Genomic DNA, 18,680 nt, shown 5'->3' on the forward strand with positions numbered 1-18,680 from the left:
GGGGCTTTTTTCTGGTCATGTATCCGGGATACCCAGTGAATTAGATTGATTAAGCTTATCTGAGCATCTCATCAATGGTTGGACCTGGTCACCAATCCGGATAACTCAGCGCTAACCTAATCACTTATCTGCCAGACGAGACTCCAGTTCATCCAGCTTTGTTTGCAGGGCTTCCAGCTTTTCGCGGGTCTTGAGCAGTACATGCTGCTGAACTTCGAACTCTTCGCGGGATACCAGATCCAGTTTCATCAGTTGGTTTTGCAGGACTTTCTTGCTGCGATCTTCAAACTCATCGGCAAATTGCTTCAGACCCGGAGGCAGATTGTCGGTCAGTTGCTTGGCGATATCTTCAATTTTCTTTGGATTTAGCATGGATGAGCCTGAATTAAGTCATGTGGAATTGTGGGTGATTGTAGCCCAGTGGTCAGGGAAATAAAAACGCCCGCAGTTGAGATATCAATGCGGACGTTTGTGGCTGAGCTGACTGGCTATAGATCAGCTCTGAGGTTGAGCCTCCGGTTGTTCACTGTCCCCTTGGTTATCTCTGGGTTTGGCTCTGGCTTCCGGGCTTTCATCAAACTCCGGCAGTGGCTCATGTCTTTCGGCCAGATAGGTATAAACCACGGGCAAGACAAACAGGGTGAACAGTGTGCCTACCCCCAGGCCAGCCACAATCACAATACCTATGTTAAAGCGGGAAGCTGCACCGGCCCCTGAGGCGAACAGCAGCGGGATCAAACCTGCGATCATTGCGGCTGTGGTCATCAGGATAGGACGCAAACGTATGGCGGCCGCGTGTTTAATTGCATCCACCTTGGAGGCGCCGTGGAACATCTGCTCCTCCTTGGCCACTTCACACATCAAAATACCGTGCTTGGAGATAAGCCCCACCAGGGTAATCAGACCCACCTGGGTATAGATGTTGAGCGAGGTTAGACCGAAGACATGGGTCCATCCCAGCGCAATCAGAGCGCCACTTATCGCCAGTGGTACAGTGACCAGAATAACCAATGGATCTCTTACACTTTCAAACTGGCTGGCCAGAACCAGGAAGATAATGGCGAGTGCGAGGGCAAAGGTAACGTACAGGGCATCGCCCTCCTCCACAAACTGACGGGCTTCACCCAGGAAGCTGTAGGTATAGCCTTTTGGCAACTCGGTTTCAGCCAGACCTTCCATAAAGTTAATCGCATCACCCATAGCGACGCCCGGGGAAGGCACTGCACCAATGGTCACTGAGTTCATCTGATTGAAGTGGGGCAGTGAGCGGGGCTCTGAGACCACTTCCACATTCACCAGACTGGACAGAGGAATTGCCTTGCCGTCCGCTGCCTCAACATAGTACTTGGACAGATCCTCTGGATTGGCACGGTACATACGCTCTACCTGAGGGATCACCTCATAGGAGCGTCCATCAATGTTCACCCGGTTGACATAGCCATCGGTGATCATGGTGCTGAGGGTGACACCAATATCCTGCATGGTAATGCCATAGGCACCGGCAAGGTCTCGATCTATATGGATCTTCATGGTGCCTGAGTCGTACTTGAGGTTGACCTCAGAGTATACAAACAGTGGACTGCGCTGCACCTTGTCCAGAATGTTGGTGCCAATATTGAACAGGCTTTCAAAGGCGTTGGAACTGGTAATAACAAACTGCATGGGCAAACCGCTGGATGCACCGGGTAATGCGGGCATTTGGAAGGTGGTTACCGCCATGCCTGGGATCTCTTTGGCTTGCTCACCAATGATCTTCTGCATCTCCTGTTGGCTTTTATCCCTTTGACTCCAGGGAACCAGTGGCGCAATACCCATAGCCTGGTTGGAGCTTGGGATACCGACAAAGGCCAGAGAGCCTGCAGACTCAGGTTGTTCTTTAATGATGTCGGTGACCAGCTTCATATTGGCCTGAATATAGTCAAGGTTTGCGCTGGATGGCGCTGTGCCCATCATCATTACCACACCCTGATCTTCATTGGGTGCCAATTGCGATGGGATATCCTTAAACATGATTGGCAACGAGAGAAACACAATAATCGCAAACACGACGATAACCGGCTTGATATCCATTACTGCATCAAGGGTTTTGGCGTATTTGTGCTGCAATCCTTCCAGGAAAGATTCCACTCTGCGCTCAAAGGCATTTGGCTGAGTGTTGGATTTCAGCATGCGCGAACACATCATGGGCGATAGTGTCAGCGCCACAATACCTGAAATAAACACGGCGCCGGCCAGCGTCAGGGCAAACTCTTTGAACAGAGCACCGGTTACCCCACCCATAAGGGCGATAGGCGCATACACTGCTGCCAGGGTAATTGTCATCGAGATTACCGGTACGGCGATTTCGCGGGTACCGATAATGGCGGCCCTGAACGGTGTTTCCCCCTCCTTGATGTGGCGATCGACGTTTTCTACCACCACGATGGCGTCATCCACCACCAAACCAATAGCCAATACCATGGCCAGCAGTGTCATCAGATTCAGCGAGAAACCAAACATCTGCATCACCACTGCGACACCGATAAGCGACAGGGGAATGGTGACGATAGGAATAACCACGGCGCGCAGTGATCCCATAAACAGCATGACCACAACGATTACGATGACTGCTGCCTCGATAATGGTCTTGGCCACCTCTTTAATGGACTCATCAATAGCCAGAGAAGCATCGTAGAGGATTTCAGCTTTCATGGATGGCGGCAGGTTGCGCTCGATATCCGGCAACATGGCGCGGGCGTCGGCGGCCACTGTCAGTGGGTTGGCTGTGGGGGTAACGTTCAGGCCAATCACCACAGCCTCTTTACCGTCGGCGAGGGCGCGATAGACATCGTGACTCTTGGCCAGGCTGACTTTGGCGACGTCACCAAGGCGGATCACCATACCGTTGTTACTGCCCACAACCAGCTTTTCCAGTTGCTCGGGAGTGGCAACCTGAGTATCGGCGGTACCATTGAGCAGAGTGAAATAGGAATTCATCTGGCCCACCGCACTCTGGTAGTTATTGGCCTGCAGTACATTCAACAGTTCACTCGCTGTGATGTTGTAGGCACCCATGCGGGCTGGATCTGGCCAGACTCTCAAGCCGTAGGGCATACCACCATAGAGGTTAACCGTGGACACGCCATTGATGGTAAACAGCTGAGGTTTAACCACACGCTCCAGGTAGTCTGTGATCTGACTGGAGTTGAGCTCATGACTGGAGAAGGAGATATACAGGGTTGAGGTCTGGGAGCCTGTGGACATAGTCACAGTAGGATCCTGCGCCTCTTTCGGTAGCTGAGAGGCCACCGAATTAATCTTGGCCAGGACATCGGCCAGGGCACCGTTTGGATCTGTGTTGAGCTTCATATACACAGAGATGGTGGATGTCCCGAGAAAACTCTCCGAGGTCATAAAGTCGACGTTATCCACCTGGGCCAGAGCCTGTTCCAGTGGTTGGGTGATAAAGCCCTGGATTAGGTTCGCATCAGCTCCATAGTAGGAGGTGGATACCTGGATCACCGTGTTGGTCATCTTGGGATATTCACGCACCTGCATACCAGTGAGGGCATTAAGCCCGAGGATCAGCAAAAGGATGCTGATGGAGGCAGCCAGCACCGGTCGTTTGATAAAGATATCAGTAAATGTCATGGTCGCCTCCCGTTACAGCGTCGGCATGGAGGCAGGAAGTTTGAGGGCATTATCCTCGGTAATCTTCACCAGACTGTTGTTACTCAGCCTTACCAGACCGGAAGTGACCACCTGATCGCCGGCTTTTATCTCCCCGGTGACCAGGGCATTGTTGCCATTGCGTTCAACCACATCCACATTCACCTGTTTTACCCGCTTTTCTGTCTTACCCTCTTTGCTGGCTTCTTCGATGATATAAACTGAGTTGCCATAGAGGGCGAAGTTGATGGCGGTTTGAGGGACAACCAGCTGATTGGTCATTTCTGGCAGGACGATGGCAGCCTTGGCAAACATACCGCTGCGCAGTTTGCCATGAGCGTTGGGGATACGGGCCTGAACCTGAATCAAACCACTTTGATAGAAGACTGCCGGTTCAATGGCGGCGATCTGCCCTTCGAAAACCTCATCCGGATAGGCGTCCACATAAATATGGACTGGCTGACCAACGGCGATGCGGCTGAGCTGAGTTTGTGGAATGGTGAATCTGAGCTTCATGGAGCTGGTATCTTCAAGTCGAACTATCTCTGTTCCTACCTGTAGATATTGCCCCAGGTTGATGGAGCGGATCCCCAGGCTGCCGGAGAAGGGCGCTTCGATCTCGCGCTGGTCGATTGTCGCTTCAAGGCTGCTGATATCGGCTTGCATCGCCATATAGCGGGACTCGGCATTATCCAGATCCTGCTGTGACACTGACTTCTGCTTATAAAGTCTGAGCAAGCGTTCATAGTCAGCTTTCAATGCGGGTAACTGTACCTGTTTGGCTTTGAGATTGGCTTTTTGTACCTCAGAGTCCAGTTGCACCAGCATATTGCCCTGCATTACCTGAGCACCATTTTCAAAGTCGATTGAGGTGACAATACCGGACACTTCGTTGGAGATGGTGACGCCTTGATTAGGCTCGATAAAACCAATGGCATCTATGGTGGGTTGCCAGTTGACTGATTGGAGGGTGATGGCGGTTACCGGATACACAGCCTCCGGCATATTGGCGATGGCTTCTTTGGTTTTTTGCTGTACAAACCAATTGAAACCTATCACGGTACCGAAAGCCAATAAGGCGATGATCACCATGATTACAAACCACTTTTTCATTCTGAATACTCCGTCATTGAGCAGGGCAGAGAGGCCGCCATCACTCGTCAGCTTCCAAGCTTAAGCTGGCGTGACTGAATGGCATCTGACTGAGAAATCACATACTTGTCTGTTATTTTATCAAGTATGACATCACTGGATGACAGCATAATGTGATCGGTGTAACGTCAGATGGAAGGTGTACCCGGAAAATAAGTGCAAGAAAATCAGCGATTCCCGGATGACCTTCCTAGGGCCTGATACGCCGGTTGTGACAGCATCCATGCAGGGCGGTGTAACTGATGCTGGTTATTTTGTGTCCACTGAATGTTAAGCTAGGGGAAATCCCTTTCAGGTGCAAGTGCGGTACTTTCTGTTAGAATCTGCCGCGTTTTTCAAATCTTGAGGTCATTCCCCATCCATGAAGCTTAATCCAGGGCAAAATGATGCCGTTCACTATGTTTCAGGTCCCTGCCTGGTATTGGCTGGCGCTGGCAGTGGTAAGACGCGGGTAATCATCAATAAGATTGCTTACCTGGTGCAGAAGTGTGGTTATAACGCCCGAAACATAGCTGCCGTGACTTTTACCAATAAAGCCGCGCGGGAGATGAAAGAGCGGGTGGCTCAATCTATGGGGCGTAAAGAAGCGCGGGGACTGTGGATATCCACTTTCCACACGCTCGGGCTCGAGATCCTCAAGCGGGAACATAAAGCCGTTGGTTTGAAAGCCGGTTTCTCACTGTTTGACGACCAGGACACTATTGCCCTGCTGAAAGAGCTTACAGAGAAAGAGCTTCAGGAGGACAAGGATCTGCTGAAGGCACTGGCGACAGCGATCTCCAACTGGAAAGGTGCTTTGGTGATCCCTGAGCATGCCCGCAAGGTGGCCAAAGGGGAACAGGAGCAGCTGTTTGCCCTCTTGTACCAGCGCTATGCACAGCATATGAAGGCCTATAATGCGCTGGATTTTGATGATCTGATTTTGATCCCGACTCTGTTGCTGCGCCATAACACAGAAGTGCGCGAACGCTGGCAAAAGCGTATTCAATACCTGCTGGTGGATGAATATCAGGATACCAACACCAGTCAGTATGAACTGGTGAAGCTGATAGTGGGGGAACGTGCCCGTTTTACTGTGGTAGGGGATGACGACCAGTCTATCTATTCCTGGCGGGGGGCCAAGCCTCAGAACCTGGTGTTATTGGGTAAGGATTTCCCCAGCCTCAGGCTGATTAAACTGGAACAGAACTATCGCTCCAGCCAGCGGATTTTGCATGCTGCCAATATTCTGATTGCCAATAACCCCCACGTTTACGACAAGTCGCTGTTCTCTGAATTGGCCTATGGTGAGCCGCTGAGAGTATTGATGGCCGCCAACGAAGAGCAGGAAGCTGAGCGCGTGGTGGCGGAAATCGTACGCCACAAGTTTGTCGGCCGGACTCAGTTCGGTGACTATGCCATTCTGTATCGGGGTAACCATCAGTCACGCTTGTTGGAGCGGGCGCTGATGACCAACCGTATTCCCTACAAACTCAGTGGGGGTACCTCGTTCTTCGCTCGCGCTGAGATTAAAGACATCATGGCTTATCTCAGGCTGGTGGTGAATCCGGATGATGACAATGCGTTTCTGCGCATAGTTAACCTGCCCAAACGTGGCATAGGTCCGGCAACACTTGAGCGTTTGGGTAACTTTGCCAACCAGAAACATATTTCTATGTTTGAGGCGATCTTCCACCCTGACCTGAACCACGAACTGGCTCCGGCGGCCATGTCGACCCTGTATGAATTCGGGCGCTTTATTGTGGATACGGGTGAAATTGCGACCCGGGGTGAGGGAGTGGATGCCATCAAACAGTTGATCCGCAAGATCAACTACGAAGACTACCTGTACGAAACCAGCACCAGTGCCAAGGCGGCAGAGATGCGGATGAAGAACATCTCTGAGCTGTACCGTTGGGTGACAGAGATGCTGCAGGGAGACGATCTGGATGAGCCGATGACGCTGCCTGAGGTGGTAACCCGACTGACATTACGGGACATGATGGAGCGTAATCAGGAGGATGAAGGTGGCGATCAGGTCCAGCTGATGACACTGCATGCCTCCAAAGGTCTGGAGTTCCCTTACGTGTTTATGGTGGGGATGGAGGAGCGGATCCTGCCGCACCAGACCAGTATTGATGAGGATAATGTAGAGGAAGAGCGACGTTTGGCCTATGTGGGTATTACCAGGGCACAGAAAGAGCTTTGGTTTGTTATGTGTCGTGAACGCCGCCAGTTTGGGGAAACTATGCGATGTGAACCAAGCCGCTTCCTGGCTGAGTTACCCCAGGATGATCTGATATGGGAAAACCGTAAGCCGCAACAAACAGCTGAAGAGCGTCAGCAATCAGGTAAGGCGAATATTTCCAATATCCGCGCCATGCTCAACAAAGGCAACTAACCCTCTCGGGGAAGGGAGTCAGGAAGGTGTCGTTCAGGCACTTTCCTGATGTTCAAGCATCTCAATGCTGCTGCCAAGCAGTGGCCCCTGACCATAAATGACACCCATTTCAATAAATTTTCTATGGGTATCCGGCTCAGCAATACCTGTGGCAAACACCTGCAGATCCAATTCTGCGGCAGCCAGACTGCTGGCTTTAGCCAGTTTGTAGTGATGGCTGTTGTCCAGATGAGCAGCGAAGCTTGGGTCCAGTCTGATCGCTGAAACCGGCATAAATGAAAGGCTGGACAGTGAACTGTAACTGGTACCATAGCCATACAGGCCAAGCTTAACTCCCTGCTTACTCAGGTTATCAAACATATTGATGTGATTTTCTGTGTCCTGTACCAGTTGCTTTTCATGGAAGAATAGCCACAGGTATTGAGCTGGGAACTGAGCATCTGCCAAAGTTCGCCGCAGTTTTTCCATCGATTGCTTTTGTTTTCCATGCAAACTGCAAATACTCAATTGGATCTGTGGTTTGTGGTACACCCTGGCCAATTGCGAATACTCTTCACTGAGCATTTTCAGAGTCAGTAGATCCAGCTCTTTTTGCAGGTTTGCCTGCTCGGCAATGTCATTCAGGCTGGCATGGTGAAGCTTTCCCCGGGTTGGATGCTGCCAGAAAGGGCGCGCTTCCAATGCGATCAGACGCATCTTGGTCAGATCATAGATTGGCAGATATTGCAGACCAATGGCTGAGGTTTTAATGGCTTGCCTAAGCTCCTCGGACAGGCCTGTTTCAGCGGCTACAGTGCCGGGTTGCTTGGGATCATAAATCACATAGCAGCCCTTGCCCTTGGACTTGGCCTGATACATAGCGTTGTCGGCATTTTTCAGCATGGATTCGCTGGTGTCATGGGCTGTTGCTATCGCGACACCTATGCTGCCTCCTGAGAAGAAGTGATGCTGATCCAGTTGATAAGGTTTTGCCAGTTCCGCCAGCACTCTTTCACTGATCTCATGGACATCATCAGTGTGGTGTATGGTATCCAATAAGATTACAAACTCATCACCTCCCAGCCTGCCGAGTGTGTCGCAATCGCGAATACAGGTTTTCAGACGTTTGGCGGTTTGGATCAGAAATCTGTCCCCCTCGAGGTGGCCAAGGGTATCGTTGATCAGTTTGAATCTGTCCAGATCGATAAAAAGTACGGCAAACTTATCAAGTGGATGGCGACGCATATGTTTACAGGCCTGCTCCAGGCGTTCCATAAACATCATTCGGTTCGGCAGACCGGTCAGGCCGTCATGGTTGGCATCATAGATTAGCTGCTGCTCAATCTTTCGCCGTTGTAGTATCTCTTTTTCCAGCTCCTGATTGGTTCTGGCCAGCTCCCGGGTCCGGGCTTCAACTTTATTCTCAAGTTGCTCATAGGACTGTCGCAGCGATTGTGCACTCAGCTTACGCTCAATGGCTGTGGCGATATGCTGGGATACAAAAGTCAGCAGTTCCATATCGCCGGGAGCGAAGCTGTGGTGTTCATTGAAGCTGTATATCGCCAGCACGCCCATCACTTTCCCCTGAATAAACAGAGGTACACCAATCCATTGATGAATCAGGTCTGTGTTATTGAGTCTGGGAGATTGGCGGTACAGGACACCTTCATCGATAAGACGTTTGATATCCTGGTTACCAAGCATCAAGGGGCGACGCTGTCCGAGCAGATATTCGGTCAGGCCATCCTGACGTAGGCGTGGCAGCGGGTGAGGGGTCCCCTGTTGCGACATATAAAAGGGAAAACTGATTTTGTCACCCTGTGCGTTGAGCAGGCCGATATAGCAGTTATTTGCGGGCAGCAGATGATTCAGGACCCGGTGGATCTGTTGATAAAAAGAGGTGTCGTCCAGTTTGGCTGCAGCCAGATTGGCAATTTCATAGAGTGACTTTTGCAGAGCTTCGGCTTTGCGCCTGACCGAGACTTCATCTTTCAGTTTGTCATAGGCCTGACTAAGTTCCTGAGTCCGTTGGGCGATGGCTCTTCCCAACTGTTCCTGCTGCTCGAGCCGATCCAGTACACCGGAGATATGCTGGCTGATAAATTCCAGTAACTCAACTTCTGCTTCACCATAGAGAGTTTGTTCATCATAGCTCTGAACAACAAGTACACCTGTGGTAACGCCATTACTCAGAATCGGTACGCCCAACCACTGATGGCAGTCACTGCCAAGGCCAATTACTTCGCCTTTGGCGAGGAGTTGCTGGTATTTGTCATTATCTGCCAGCAGTGATGTGCGGGTTCGGAATACATAGCCTGTCATTCCTTTCACCAGGAGTTCATTAAGGTCCTGATCCGGATACAGTTCAGATGGGTGCGAGTCCATCTCATCTGCGAAAAACGGGATCGCAAATTGCCTGGCCAAAGGATCGTAGGTGGCAATGTAGAAGTTATCAGCCGCAAACACATTTTTGAGTTGCTGGTGGAGAAAACTGTAGAATTCGCTGAGCGAGCTGGCACGTATTGCAGCGTTGGAGATCTCCAGCAGGGCTTTTTGGATTTTGTCTGCACGGCGATATTTGGCAACAAGCTGCCTCAGGCGTTTAAGCCTGCCGCGTAATCCCCGGGTGGTGGAGTCGGTGTCCCCGGTATAGTCATCCCTGTCTAAACGATCCCTGAACATAGTGCCTGTTATGAATAATTATTGGATTTATTCGGGCTTGTTTACAAGCTATACAATTAACATATATGTGGTTAATAACCAAGTCATAAATGTGGTGTATGCCTCTACAAAGTCGGTCCTGTTCAGTTAAAACTTGAGCAGTTGGATGAAAAAAGCCAAAACAGTGCTGGACGGCATCAAAATAAAATCCTAGTATATGCCCCGCTGACAAGGCAGGGCACCCATAGCTCAGTTGGATAGAGCGCACCCCTCCGGAGGGTGAGGCCGAGGGTTCGAATCCTTCTGGGTGCACCAGAATGGGCCAGAAGATGTTTGTCAGCACGCGGTAAGGATATGGTGGCTATAGCTCAGTTGGTAGAGCCCTGGATTGTGATTCCAGTTGTCGTGGGTTCGAGTCCCATTAGCCACCCCACTCCGTTTCACTTTCGAGTGATCTGAAACGGCAGCACAGTCGTAAATCAAGTGCAAAATATATCGTCGGTGATTAGCGCAGTCTGGTAGCGCATCTGCTTTGGGAGCAGAGGGTCAGAGGTTCGAATCCTCTATCACCGACCAGCTTTAAGAAGTTTCTTTCGGTGATTAGCGCAGTCTGGTAGCGCATCTGCTTTGGGAGCAGAGGGTCAGAGGTTCGAATCCTCTATCACCGACCAGATAACGACAAAAGCCCGCATGCGATGCGGGTTTTTTGTTGCTGTAACGCAGACTCGTTATGGTGGCTATAGCTCAGTTGGTAGAGCCCTGGATTGTGATTCCAGTTGTCGTGGGTTCGAGTCCCATTAGCCACCCCATTCTGCTTACATTCAGCAACGAACAAACATCGGTGATTAGCGCAGTCTGGTAGCGCATCAGTCCTTTGGGTTGAGAGCGGAGCAGAGGTCAGAGGTTTCCTCTGAAGCTATAAAGCATCAAAAATAATCGGTGATTAGCGCAGTCTGGTAGCGCATCTGCTTTGGGAGCAGAGGGTCAGAGGTTCGAATCCTCTATCACCGACCACATTCAACAAAAAGCCCGCGTTTATCGCGAGCTTTTTGTTTTTTGTCTACACATCCTGTGGCGGGGTAATAAAGCCCTGGAAGCCTGTGATATCCAGGCCGCTGAAGCTTCTCAACTGCTCTTCTTCCTGTATGCCGGTTACAACAACCTGAATGCTCAAGCCCTTTGCCACATTGATCAGTGCGCGGCATAGTTCACTGTTGTGTTGGTTTTCGTCATAGTGTGCGAAAGCCTGATCCAGCTTGACATAGCTTGGGCGAAGGGTTTGCAGATAGTTCATCGAGCCGAACTGGCGGCCAAAGTGGTCAATGCCAAACTGAGCGCCATGTTTGTGGATAATGGCACACAGGGACTCACAGGCTTCAGGTGCACTGTAAACCGCCGATTCAGGCAGCTCAAAGCACAACTTATTATCTTTGTCAGACTTGGCCAGGAACTTGTCGAGCCAGCTGTGGAACTCTGGATCGCTGATGCTCTGGTGAGTCAGGTTGACCGCTACAGGTTCAGGATTGCGCTCAAGAAGCTGGTCATCCCTGAGCTTACTGATCAGGCATCTATCCAATGCCGCGCCCATAGACAGCAGCTCTACATAGGGCATAAATTGTCCTGCATGGACCCTCTGACCATCTTCCAGTTGTAACTGACAGAACAGCTCGCGGTGCACGATGCCTTTCCCATTTGTGTTGGTAACATCTTGCCAGCGGAAGAAAAACTCTCTTTTATCAAATGCATGGGTTAAACGGTCGCGCCATTGCTCACGGGAGAACAGCTGCTGCTGGTTTGCGGCAAACCAGTGATAAACCTTGCCGTCTTTCATTGCCTGCTGCAGGGCATTATCGGTTTGGGCCAGCATATCTGACTGGGTCATATCACCGATACGTTCGGCAATACCTATGGCATAACCTTCATTGGGTTTGCCTTCAGCCTTGGCAACTTCCTGGTTAATAGTGCGAACCAGAGCTTGCAGATATTGATTCAATTGTTCGCGTTCAACGTCTGTGACCAGGAATGCAAACTCATAGGCTGCAATGCGGGTGATTACGCTGGGGGCAACTGTTTGAAGGTTTTCCTGAAGGCGTTGTGACAACAGACGAATGGTTTCATCTCTGACCTGATAACCAAATTTACTGTGAACCTGTTCAAGCCAGTCCATTTTGGTCATGAACAGAGCACCGGATCCAGGCTCATCCAGCCAACTTGCCACTCTGTCCATCAGGTATTGGCGGTTGGGCAGGTTGGACACCTGGTCGACCAGATTCTTCTTACGTAATGCGGTCACTTCTTCATCCAGTGACAGAAAGACCTTCTTGAGTTGGCTAGACATACTGTTAAATGCCAGGACCACTTTTTGTAGTTCTCGGGTCTTTGGCAATGCCAAATCAGGGCCAAACTTGCGGTTGGCAACATTCTGGGCATGTTGTGACAATTGGTTTAACGGCTTGAGAATCCAGGTCAAACCAACCCGGGCACTTAAAATCGCAATCAGGAAGAACAGTGCGAACAAGATGAAGGTGTTGCTGAGAATACGCCAAAGCTCGTGATAGCCGATGCCTGGGTTGGCAGTGATCTTCAACGTAGCCAATTGCAGCCAGCCTGATGTAATTGTAGTTTCGGTACTGATCTCATCAAACAGCTGTAGATCGGTAAACCATTGGGGGACGCCACTGACTTTGGTGGGGTTCTCCCAAACCTGCTGATGACCGTCGACCAACCAGGTCAACTCAATACTCTGGTAGTAGCCACCTTCGAAAATCACATTCACCAGTGCATCCACGGTAGCACTGTCTCCCGCTTCCAGTGCAGGTGAAAGCATAAGTCCCAGCGAGTGGCTGGCATTGTTCAGGTCTGACTCCATCTGTTTGGTCAAAAAGCTGCGTGTCTCAGTGAATTGCACCAGGCCCAGGCCGATGACAACCAGCAGAAACAAGCCAAACAGTAGCGAATAGAGCTGTCGGAACAGTGTCATGAGTGGCTACTCCAGTCTAATTTTAGGTTGCCGCAAGCGGTCAACCTCAAGTCTATGGGTAAGATCATTCCATTTTTTGAGTCGTTTGGCCGAGCCAGCCAACTCACCCCGTCCTTTTTGTTTGTTAAGCCAAAGCTGCTTACCGTTAAAGCTGTATACCGGCACCAGATCCCGGCGTTGGGTTGCCGGTTTTATCTGGGGATCCAGATTGTCCAGTACCAGAGGCACTGAACCCGGTGTTTCGTAGTAGGTCAGTACCATATGGTATTGGTCTACGGTTTTAGCTTTAACCATAGTGATACGCAGCTTGTCTTCAGGTACCCCAACATGCAGCAGGGTAAAGTATTTGGCGATTGAGAAGTCCTCGCAGTCGCCACCGCTGACACCAATAAACTCAAGGGGAGTAGCCCAATAGTTGGATTCACCCCAGAGCTTGATGTCATCGATAAAGGTAAACAGATTGAAGAAGCGGTTTACCTCTGTCAGTTTGTCCCGCTCAGACAGGTTCTCAGCGGACTTCATAGTTTTAAACCAGGCATTGGCACGTTTTCCGGCTCTGGGGCCGTAGTTACGCTCGAGTTGGGCAATAATCAGGTTGGCATTGAGAGTTTGGGTAGGGGCGGCAGAGATTGGGCTGATTGAGATCAGCAAAAAAAGCAGTCCCAGTCGGAAGACTGAGGCTGTCGCGCACCTGTTCCTTTCCCTGCGTTGCATATCCAGAAGTTAACGTCCTTATCGCCTTGGCTTTTTTGTCTGTTTATTTTTGTTTTTTTATCTTTATTCAGCCCCCGGGCTGTTCAAATTACACATTGTTATAGATGCAGATTAAAGTTGAATGCAGGGCCTCAACAGAGGCCCTGCGCAGATACATTATCAGTATGCACCTTCTTCATACTCATTTTCACCACGCCAGGTTTCCGGACGGGTTACTTGCAAAGAACCCAGTAACTGACCTGTGGCATTTAACACCCGATACTGAGCCAGAGTTTCGTCAAACTCTGCTTGCAGGTAATCTTTTCTGGCTTCAAACAACTCGTTTTCAGTATCCAGCAAATCCAGCAATGAACGCTGGCCCAGATTGAACTGCTGGGCGTAAGCAGCCTGAGTCTCTTTGGCAGCCACTACGTGTTCACGAATATACTGCTTTTGAGGTGGTAACAGCTCGTAGGCATTCCAGGCCAGTGAAGCACCTTCGATAATTTGGCGATAGGCTCGTTCACGAACTTCTTTCGCTTCGTTAATCTTGTAAGCCGACTCGCGATTCAAAGCCGCGTCACGACCACCGGCAAACAGGTCATAGCGCATACGAACCATAGCTTGCAGGTCATTGCTGTGGCCTCCGACATCACTGGTAAAGCTGCGTCCATCTTCACCATTAATATCATTATTCCAATTACCGTTCAGTTCAATAGTGATCGTTGGGTAATAGCTTGATTCCCTTGAACTCTTTTCACTTTCAGCAGCCTTGATATCCTGAGAGGCGGATTTCAGAACCGGGTGATACTCACCGGCAACTTTAATTGTGCCCTCATAGGTGGCGGGCAATTGATCTGCATCCGGTACCGGCATAATGGTTTCACTGGGAACCACACCGGTAACACTGCGATACTCAGCGATGGCATCGTACAGGTTATTCTGTGCTGAAATTACATTGGCATTGGCGCGAGCCAGACGGCCGGTAATTTGAGACAGGTCAGCTGTGGAACCCAGGCCTGAATCGGTACGTTGTTTAATCTGGCTGTAGATATCTTTATGGGTTTGCAGATTCTTCTGAGCCAGGGTGAGTACCTGCTCAGCCTGCATAAATTTCAGATAAACCTGAGCAACTTCCAGGGCAATATCTTCCGCAGCAGCAATCAGAGTCCACTGCTCAGCCGTGGCTTCATAGGTGAATCTTTCCACTTCACTGGTGGTTCTGAAACCATCGAACAGCATCTGGCGAATACTCACACCGGCTTCGCCGCGTTTGAGTTCAACCTCACCTTCATTGCTCCTGTTAAGTGGGTTACGTCTTGTTGAAGGGCTGTCAGTATTTTCCAGCCCCCAGCCAGCGCTGAGTTCTACAGTTGGTAAATAACCTGAGAAGGCCTGGTCTATTTGCGCTTCTCTGGCTTTGAATCGGTTAAAGGCTACCCTCAGTTCAGGATGGGTATCCAGTGTTTTGGCGACAGCCTGCTCCAGTGTGTCGGCTTGGCTGAGTGTCGGCATTAACAGGGCCGCCACAGCCACAGCCGTCGCACTGAATCTCGCGGTTTTGTTCAACAATTTCATCGGATCATTCCCCCTGTATATCAAGCCTCATCTCTCCCGCAGTGCAGTATCTTTGGCTCGTAAAATTGGGTTGAGTATGTATTCGAGAATGGAACGCTTGCCGGTAATAATATCCACCGATGTCAGCATACCGGGGATAATGGGCATAGGCGTACCGTCTTTCTTGGTAAGACTGGACTGCTCGGTTCTTACTCGTATCAGGTAATAACTGTTGCCTTCTTCGTCTTGGCTGGTGTCAGCACTGATGTGTTCAACAGTGCCTTCCAACCCGCCGTAACGCGTGAAGTCATAAGCGCTGACCTTTACCACAGCCGGCAGGCCGGGGTGCAGGAAAGCAATGTCCTTTGGCAGGATCTTGGTTTCTATCAGGAGTTGGTCTTCCGATGGGACAATTTCGATAATATCCACAGCGGGTTTCACCACACCACCCAGGGTATTTATATGTAATGTTTTTATTGTGCCGTTTACCGGGGAGGTAATGACGGCTTTGTTGAGTTTGTCGGCCGCTCCCACCTGAGCCTCATTCATACGAGACAGGCGGGTTTGTAATTCATTGAGTTGGGCACGGGCTTCCGCACCAAAGTTAAATACCGCTTCACGACGTTTCAGAATCGCTTCATCGAGAGAGGCTTTGATTTTAGGACGCATCAGTCTCAGTGACTGCAACTCACCCTGAATGTCATTCACAGTACGCTCAAGCTTTAGCAGTTCAACTTCCGCAACAATCCCTTTCTCGGCGAGAGGGCGTGTCAATTCCAACTCCCGGGATACCAGGCGATAGCTGTTGGTCAGAGTGCTGATTTTGGAATTCAGCTCGGCAGATTCCTGCTGTCTTTGCTGAATTTGGCGTGCGAGAATTTCGAGCTGATTGCTCAGGTTATCCAGGCGACCGTTGTACTCATCCTGTTGCCGACGGATCATGCGATCCTGGCGGTCGTTTAGCTCCTGAGGGAAGTTCAGCGTTTGCTTGTTAATCTGAACCTGCTCTCTCCAATCAGTGGATACATCGGCCACCACCAGGCTATCCAGTTCAGTTTGAAGACGTATAACGTTAGCCTGCAGACTGTCGGTTTCCTGCTCCTGCTGAGCAAAGTCCGAACGGAAACGGGTATCATCAATGCGCGCCAAAGGTTGCCCCTTGGTAACGATTGAACCCTCGGAGATAAACAACTCTTCCAGGATGCCGCCATCCAAACTCTGAATCACCTGTACCTGAGAGGAGGGGATCACCTTCCCCTCACCGGAAGTCACCTGATCCAGCTCAGAGAGATAGGCCCACACAAAGAAGATGACTATCATGGCGGTAAGTGACCAGATGATCAGTCGATGTCCGCTGGGGGCATCTGTCATCATGGCGCCGTAGATATCATCGACCATTTCCATATCTTCAGTGGTGAGGCGCTTATTCATTGCTTTGCCTCCCCGGCCATCAGCCCCTGACTGAGTTGCTCCAGCACTTTCTCTCTGGGGCCATCCGCGAGCATTCGCCCTTTATCCAGCACTATGATGCGGTCAACCAGTTTGAGCAGGTGCATCTTGTGGGTGATAAGTAGCAGGGAACGCTGCTGACTGACGTTTTGCATGGCGCGAACAAATTGCTTTTCTGCGCGGGCATCCAGACTGGCGGTAGGCTCATCCATCATCAGCATTGGAGGGTCATTCAGTATGGCTCTGGCCAGTGAGACACATTGGCGTTGGCCTCGGGACAGCGCCTGTCCACCTTCACCAACCTGTTGTTCCAGGCCCTCAGACTCCTGATGGGTAAACAGGCCAACACCTGAAAGTTGAACGGCACGGATCAGTTGATGTTCAGTGACCTGGCGGGTGCCAAACAGAATATTGTCACGAATAGAGCCCTGGAACAGGGTTACGTCCTGAGGCAAGTAACCAAAGTTACGGCGCAGATCTGCTGGGTGTATCTGTTGGGAGTCCAGACCGTCGTATCGAATATTGCCGTTGCTGGGTTGCATCAGACCTATGATGAGTTTAGCCAGGGTGCTCTTGCCTGAACCATTACGGCCAATAATGGCAATACGCTCTCCCGGTTTTATCGACAGCGAAATACTGTTGAGTACCGATTTCTCTGTATTCGGGTAGGTGAAATTGACATGATCCAGCTCTATCTTGCCGTTCATACGTTCAATGCTGACCAGGTGTCCCTTATCATCGAACTCATCTTCCTGAGTCATGATTTGGTCCAACTGTTGCAGTGCGCTGGCGGTATGGTTACCCCGGGTCATCAGGTTGGCCAGCTGTGCCAATGGTGCTACGGCGCGGCTGGTCAAAATCACTGCTGCAATAATCCCACCCATGGAGATATCGCCTTCCGATACGCGATACACCCCAAGTACAACTACGCTGACTGAGCAGAGCTGCACAATAAAGTTAGCGACATTGGATACACCATTGGTGAGTTTTTTGGCCTTGAGTTGCCAGTTGGCTGAGTGCCCGGTCATTTGTTGCCAGCTTTTCTGCACCAGCCCTTCAGCACCGTAAGCTTTGATAGATTCCAGTGATGCCAGGCTTTCGATCAGATGACCATGTTTGACTGCGGAAAATTTACTGCTTTCTTCAATGGCGGCTTTGAGTTTGGGCTGACTGTAGAGGGTATAGCCGATAATAATGACGCCACCAATAATGGGGATCATGACAAGATCGCCCGATACCAGATAGATAATGGTAAAGAACAGCAGTGCAAATGGCAGATCCACCAGAGTGGTCACAGTGGCTGAGGCCAGAAACTCCCGGATACTGTCAAACTCTCCCAGCTGTTTGGCCATGGCACCAACACTGGGACTGCGTTTGGCCAGCGGCACGCCCATGGCTTTGGCAAAGAGTTTGGAGGAAACAATGATGTCGATCTTCTTACCGGCAACGTCAATCAGATAGCTTCGAAGCTGGCGCATCACAAAGTCGAACATAAATGCCAGACCGGCTCCTATCGCCAATACCCATAGCGACTCAAACGCCAGGTTCGGCAGGATTTTGTCATAAACGTTCATAATGAACAGTGGCGAGATCAGGGCAAACAAGTTAACCAGCACCGAGGCGATCAGGGCATCCCGGTAGATGGGGGCTGCATCTTTGATGATATTCCACAGCCAGTGTTCATCTGACTTATGAAGAAAAGCATCCATCCCCTTGTCTTCACGGTATAGCTGCTTCACCAGAAACAGGTAACCGACATACAGGGTCTCCAGTTCCTCGATGGACATGGTTTGCTTACCACCGCTGTCCGGCAATTGGATGGTTGCTGAGTCAGATTGATGGTCCAGCTCCATCAGCAAACAGGCTTTCTTATCTTTTAGCAGCAGGATGCAGGGCAGCATGATCTCTGACACCTGATCCAAGCCTTTGCGGAATAACTTGGCTGTCAGCCCTCCTCTGGAGGCCGCCTGTGGTACAAGGTCTGGTGTAAGTACCGCCTCTGACATGGGAAGGCCTGCAGAAAGCGAATCTGCGGAGCAGGGATTGCCGAAATATTGAGTCAGCAACACCAAGGCATCCAGCAAGGGATCTTCTGTGACCCGCTGGGAAGCTGAGATAGTCCATTGGTCTGGTGATTTGGAAACAGTTGCTACCACGACTCTTGCGATTCCTTATGCAAAT

At 50.5% G+C, this 18,680-nt stretch carries 10 protein-coding genes and 6 tRNA genes; 7 read left to right on the top strand and 9 right to left on the bottom strand.

What is annotated here, in order from left to right:
- Window positions 1–120: 120 nt before the first annotated feature.
- The 3 genes from ubiK to ACFOE0_RS11705 form a co-directional block, all read right to left on the bottom strand.
- Window positions 121–372, bottom strand: a complete 252-nt coding sequence (gene ubiK / locus ACFOE0_RS11695; RefSeq protein WP_248937476.1) for a ubiquinone biosynthesis accessory factor UbiK — start codon at window positions 370–372, stop codon at window positions 121–123.
- Between the two features lie 123 nt (window positions 373–495).
- Entirely contained in the window at window positions 496–3,630 is a 3,135-nt protein-coding gene (locus tag ACFOE0_RS11700; RefSeq protein WP_248937477.1) for a multidrug efflux RND transporter permease subunit, read from the bottom strand.
- 12 nt (window positions 3,631–3,642) lie between these two features.
- A complete protein-coding gene (locus tag ACFOE0_RS11705) occupies window positions 3,643–4,761 on the bottom strand; it encodes an efflux RND transporter periplasmic adaptor subunit (RefSeq protein WP_248937478.1) in 1,119 nt (372 codons plus the stop codon).
- A gap of 400 nt (window positions 4,762–5,161) precedes the next feature.
- Here ACFOE0_RS11705 and rep point away from each other — a divergent pair, with 400 nt between their 5' ends.
- Window positions 5,162–7,180: a DNA helicase Rep gene (rep, locus tag ACFOE0_RS11710; protein ID WP_248937479.1), complete on the top strand. Its 2,019-nt coding sequence runs from the start codon at window positions 5,162–5,164 to the stop codon at window positions 7,178–7,180.
- Window positions 7,181–7,213: 33 nt separating this feature from the next.
- On the opposite strand, the gene ACFOE0_RS11715 is transcribed toward rep, so the two are convergent.
- Complete coding sequence (locus ACFOE0_RS11715) at window positions 7,214–9,841, bottom strand: sensor domain-containing phosphodiesterase (protein WP_248937480.1); 2,628 nt, start codon at window positions 9,839–9,841, stop codon at window positions 7,214–7,216.
- Window positions 9,842–10,058: 217 nt separating this feature from the next.
- Here ACFOE0_RS11715 and ACFOE0_RS11720 point away from each other — a divergent pair.
- From ACFOE0_RS11720 to ACFOE0_RS11745, 6 genes are all read left to right on the top strand, one after another.
- A tRNA-Arg gene (locus ACFOE0_RS11720) sits at window positions 10,059–10,135 on the top strand.
- A 42-nt stretch (window positions 10,136–10,177) separates the two neighbouring features.
- Window positions 10,178–10,253 (top strand) — tRNA-His (locus ACFOE0_RS11725).
- A gap of 66 nt (window positions 10,254–10,319) precedes the next feature.
- A tRNA-Pro gene (locus tag ACFOE0_RS11730) sits at window positions 10,320–10,396 on the top strand.
- A gap of 18 nt (window positions 10,397–10,414) precedes the next feature.
- Window positions 10,415–10,491: transfer RNA gene (locus tag ACFOE0_RS11735), tRNA-Pro, on the top strand.
- Window positions 10,492–10,553: 62 nt separating this feature from the next.
- Window positions 10,554–10,629, top strand: a tRNA-His gene (locus ACFOE0_RS11740).
- Between the two features lie 128 nt (window positions 10,630–10,757).
- Window positions 10,758–10,834 (top strand) — tRNA-Pro (locus ACFOE0_RS11745).
- A gap of 46 nt (window positions 10,835–10,880) precedes the next feature.
- On the opposite strand, the gene ACFOE0_RS11750 is transcribed toward ACFOE0_RS11745, so the two are convergent.
- From ACFOE0_RS11750 to ACFOE0_RS11770, 5 genes are all read right to left on the bottom strand, one after another.
- On the bottom strand, window positions 10,881–12,800 hold the full coding sequence (locus tag ACFOE0_RS11750) for a bifunctional diguanylate cyclase/phosphodiesterase (protein ID WP_248937481.1): 1,920 nt from the start codon (window positions 12,798–12,800) through the stop codon (window positions 10,881–10,883).
- Window positions 12,801–12,806: 6 nt separating this feature from the next.
- Window positions 12,807–13,451, bottom strand: a complete 645-nt coding sequence (locus ACFOE0_RS11755) for a transglutaminase-like cysteine peptidase (RefSeq protein ID WP_380712025.1) — start codon at window positions 13,449–13,451, stop codon at window positions 12,807–12,809.
- Between the two features lie 222 nt (window positions 13,452–13,673).
- Complete coding sequence (locus tag ACFOE0_RS11760; protein WP_248937483.1) at window positions 13,674–15,071, bottom strand: TolC family outer membrane protein; 1,398 nt, start codon at window positions 15,069–15,071, stop codon at window positions 13,674–13,676.
- A gap of 27 nt (window positions 15,072–15,098) precedes the next feature.
- Window positions 15,099–16,481 (bottom strand): HlyD family type I secretion periplasmic adaptor subunit, encoded by a 1,383-nt coding sequence (locus ACFOE0_RS11765; protein WP_248937484.1) that lies wholly within the window; start codon window positions 16,479–16,481, stop codon window positions 15,099–15,101.
- The gene (locus ACFOE0_RS11770; RefSeq protein ID WP_248937485.1) at window positions 16,478–18,655 is read right to left on the bottom strand and encodes a type I secretion system permease/ATPase; all 2,178 of its coding nucleotides are present in this window, start codon (window positions 18,653–18,655) and stop codon (window positions 16,478–16,480) included. Before ACFOE0_RS11770 ends, ACFOE0_RS11765 begins: the two co-directional genes overlap by 4 nt.
- Between the last annotated feature and the right edge of the window lie 25 nt (window positions 18,656–18,680).

Origin of the sequence: Shewanella submarina (assembly GCF_042646185.1) — a bacterium.
In the GTDB taxonomy this organism is placed as follows: domain Bacteria; phylum Pseudomonadota; class Gammaproteobacteria; order Enterobacterales; family Shewanellaceae; genus Shewanella; species Shewanella corallii.

Coding starts and splice junctions, on each gene's coding strand:
- ACFOE0_RS11700 (WP_248937477.1), bottom strand. CDS start 3,630: ATGACATTTACTGATATCTTTATCAAACGACCGGTGCTGGCTGCCTCC.
- ubiK (WP_248937476.1), bottom strand. CDS start 372: ATGCTAAATCCAAAGAAAATTGAAGATATCGCCAAGCAACTGACCGAC.
- ACFOE0_RS11715 (WP_248937480.1), bottom strand. CDS start 9,841: ATGTTCAGGGATCGTTTAGACAGGGATGACTATACCGGGGACACCGAC.
- rep (WP_248937479.1), top strand. CDS start 5,162: ATGAAGCTTAATCCAGGGCAAAATGATGCCGTTCACTATGTTTCAGGT.
- ACFOE0_RS11760 (WP_248937483.1), bottom strand. CDS start 15,071: ATGAAATTGTTGAACAAAACCGCGAGATTCAGTGCGACGGCTGTGGCT.
- ACFOE0_RS11705 (WP_248937478.1), bottom strand. CDS start 4,761: ATGAAAAAGTGGTTTGTAATCATGGTGATCATCGCCTTATTGGCTTTC.
- ACFOE0_RS11765 (WP_248937484.1), bottom strand. CDS start 16,481: ATGAATAAGCGCCTCACCACTGAAGATATGGAAATGGTCGATGATATC.
- ACFOE0_RS11750 (WP_248937481.1), bottom strand. CDS start 12,800: ATGACACTGTTCCGACAGCTCTATTCGCTACTGTTTGGCTTGTTTCTG.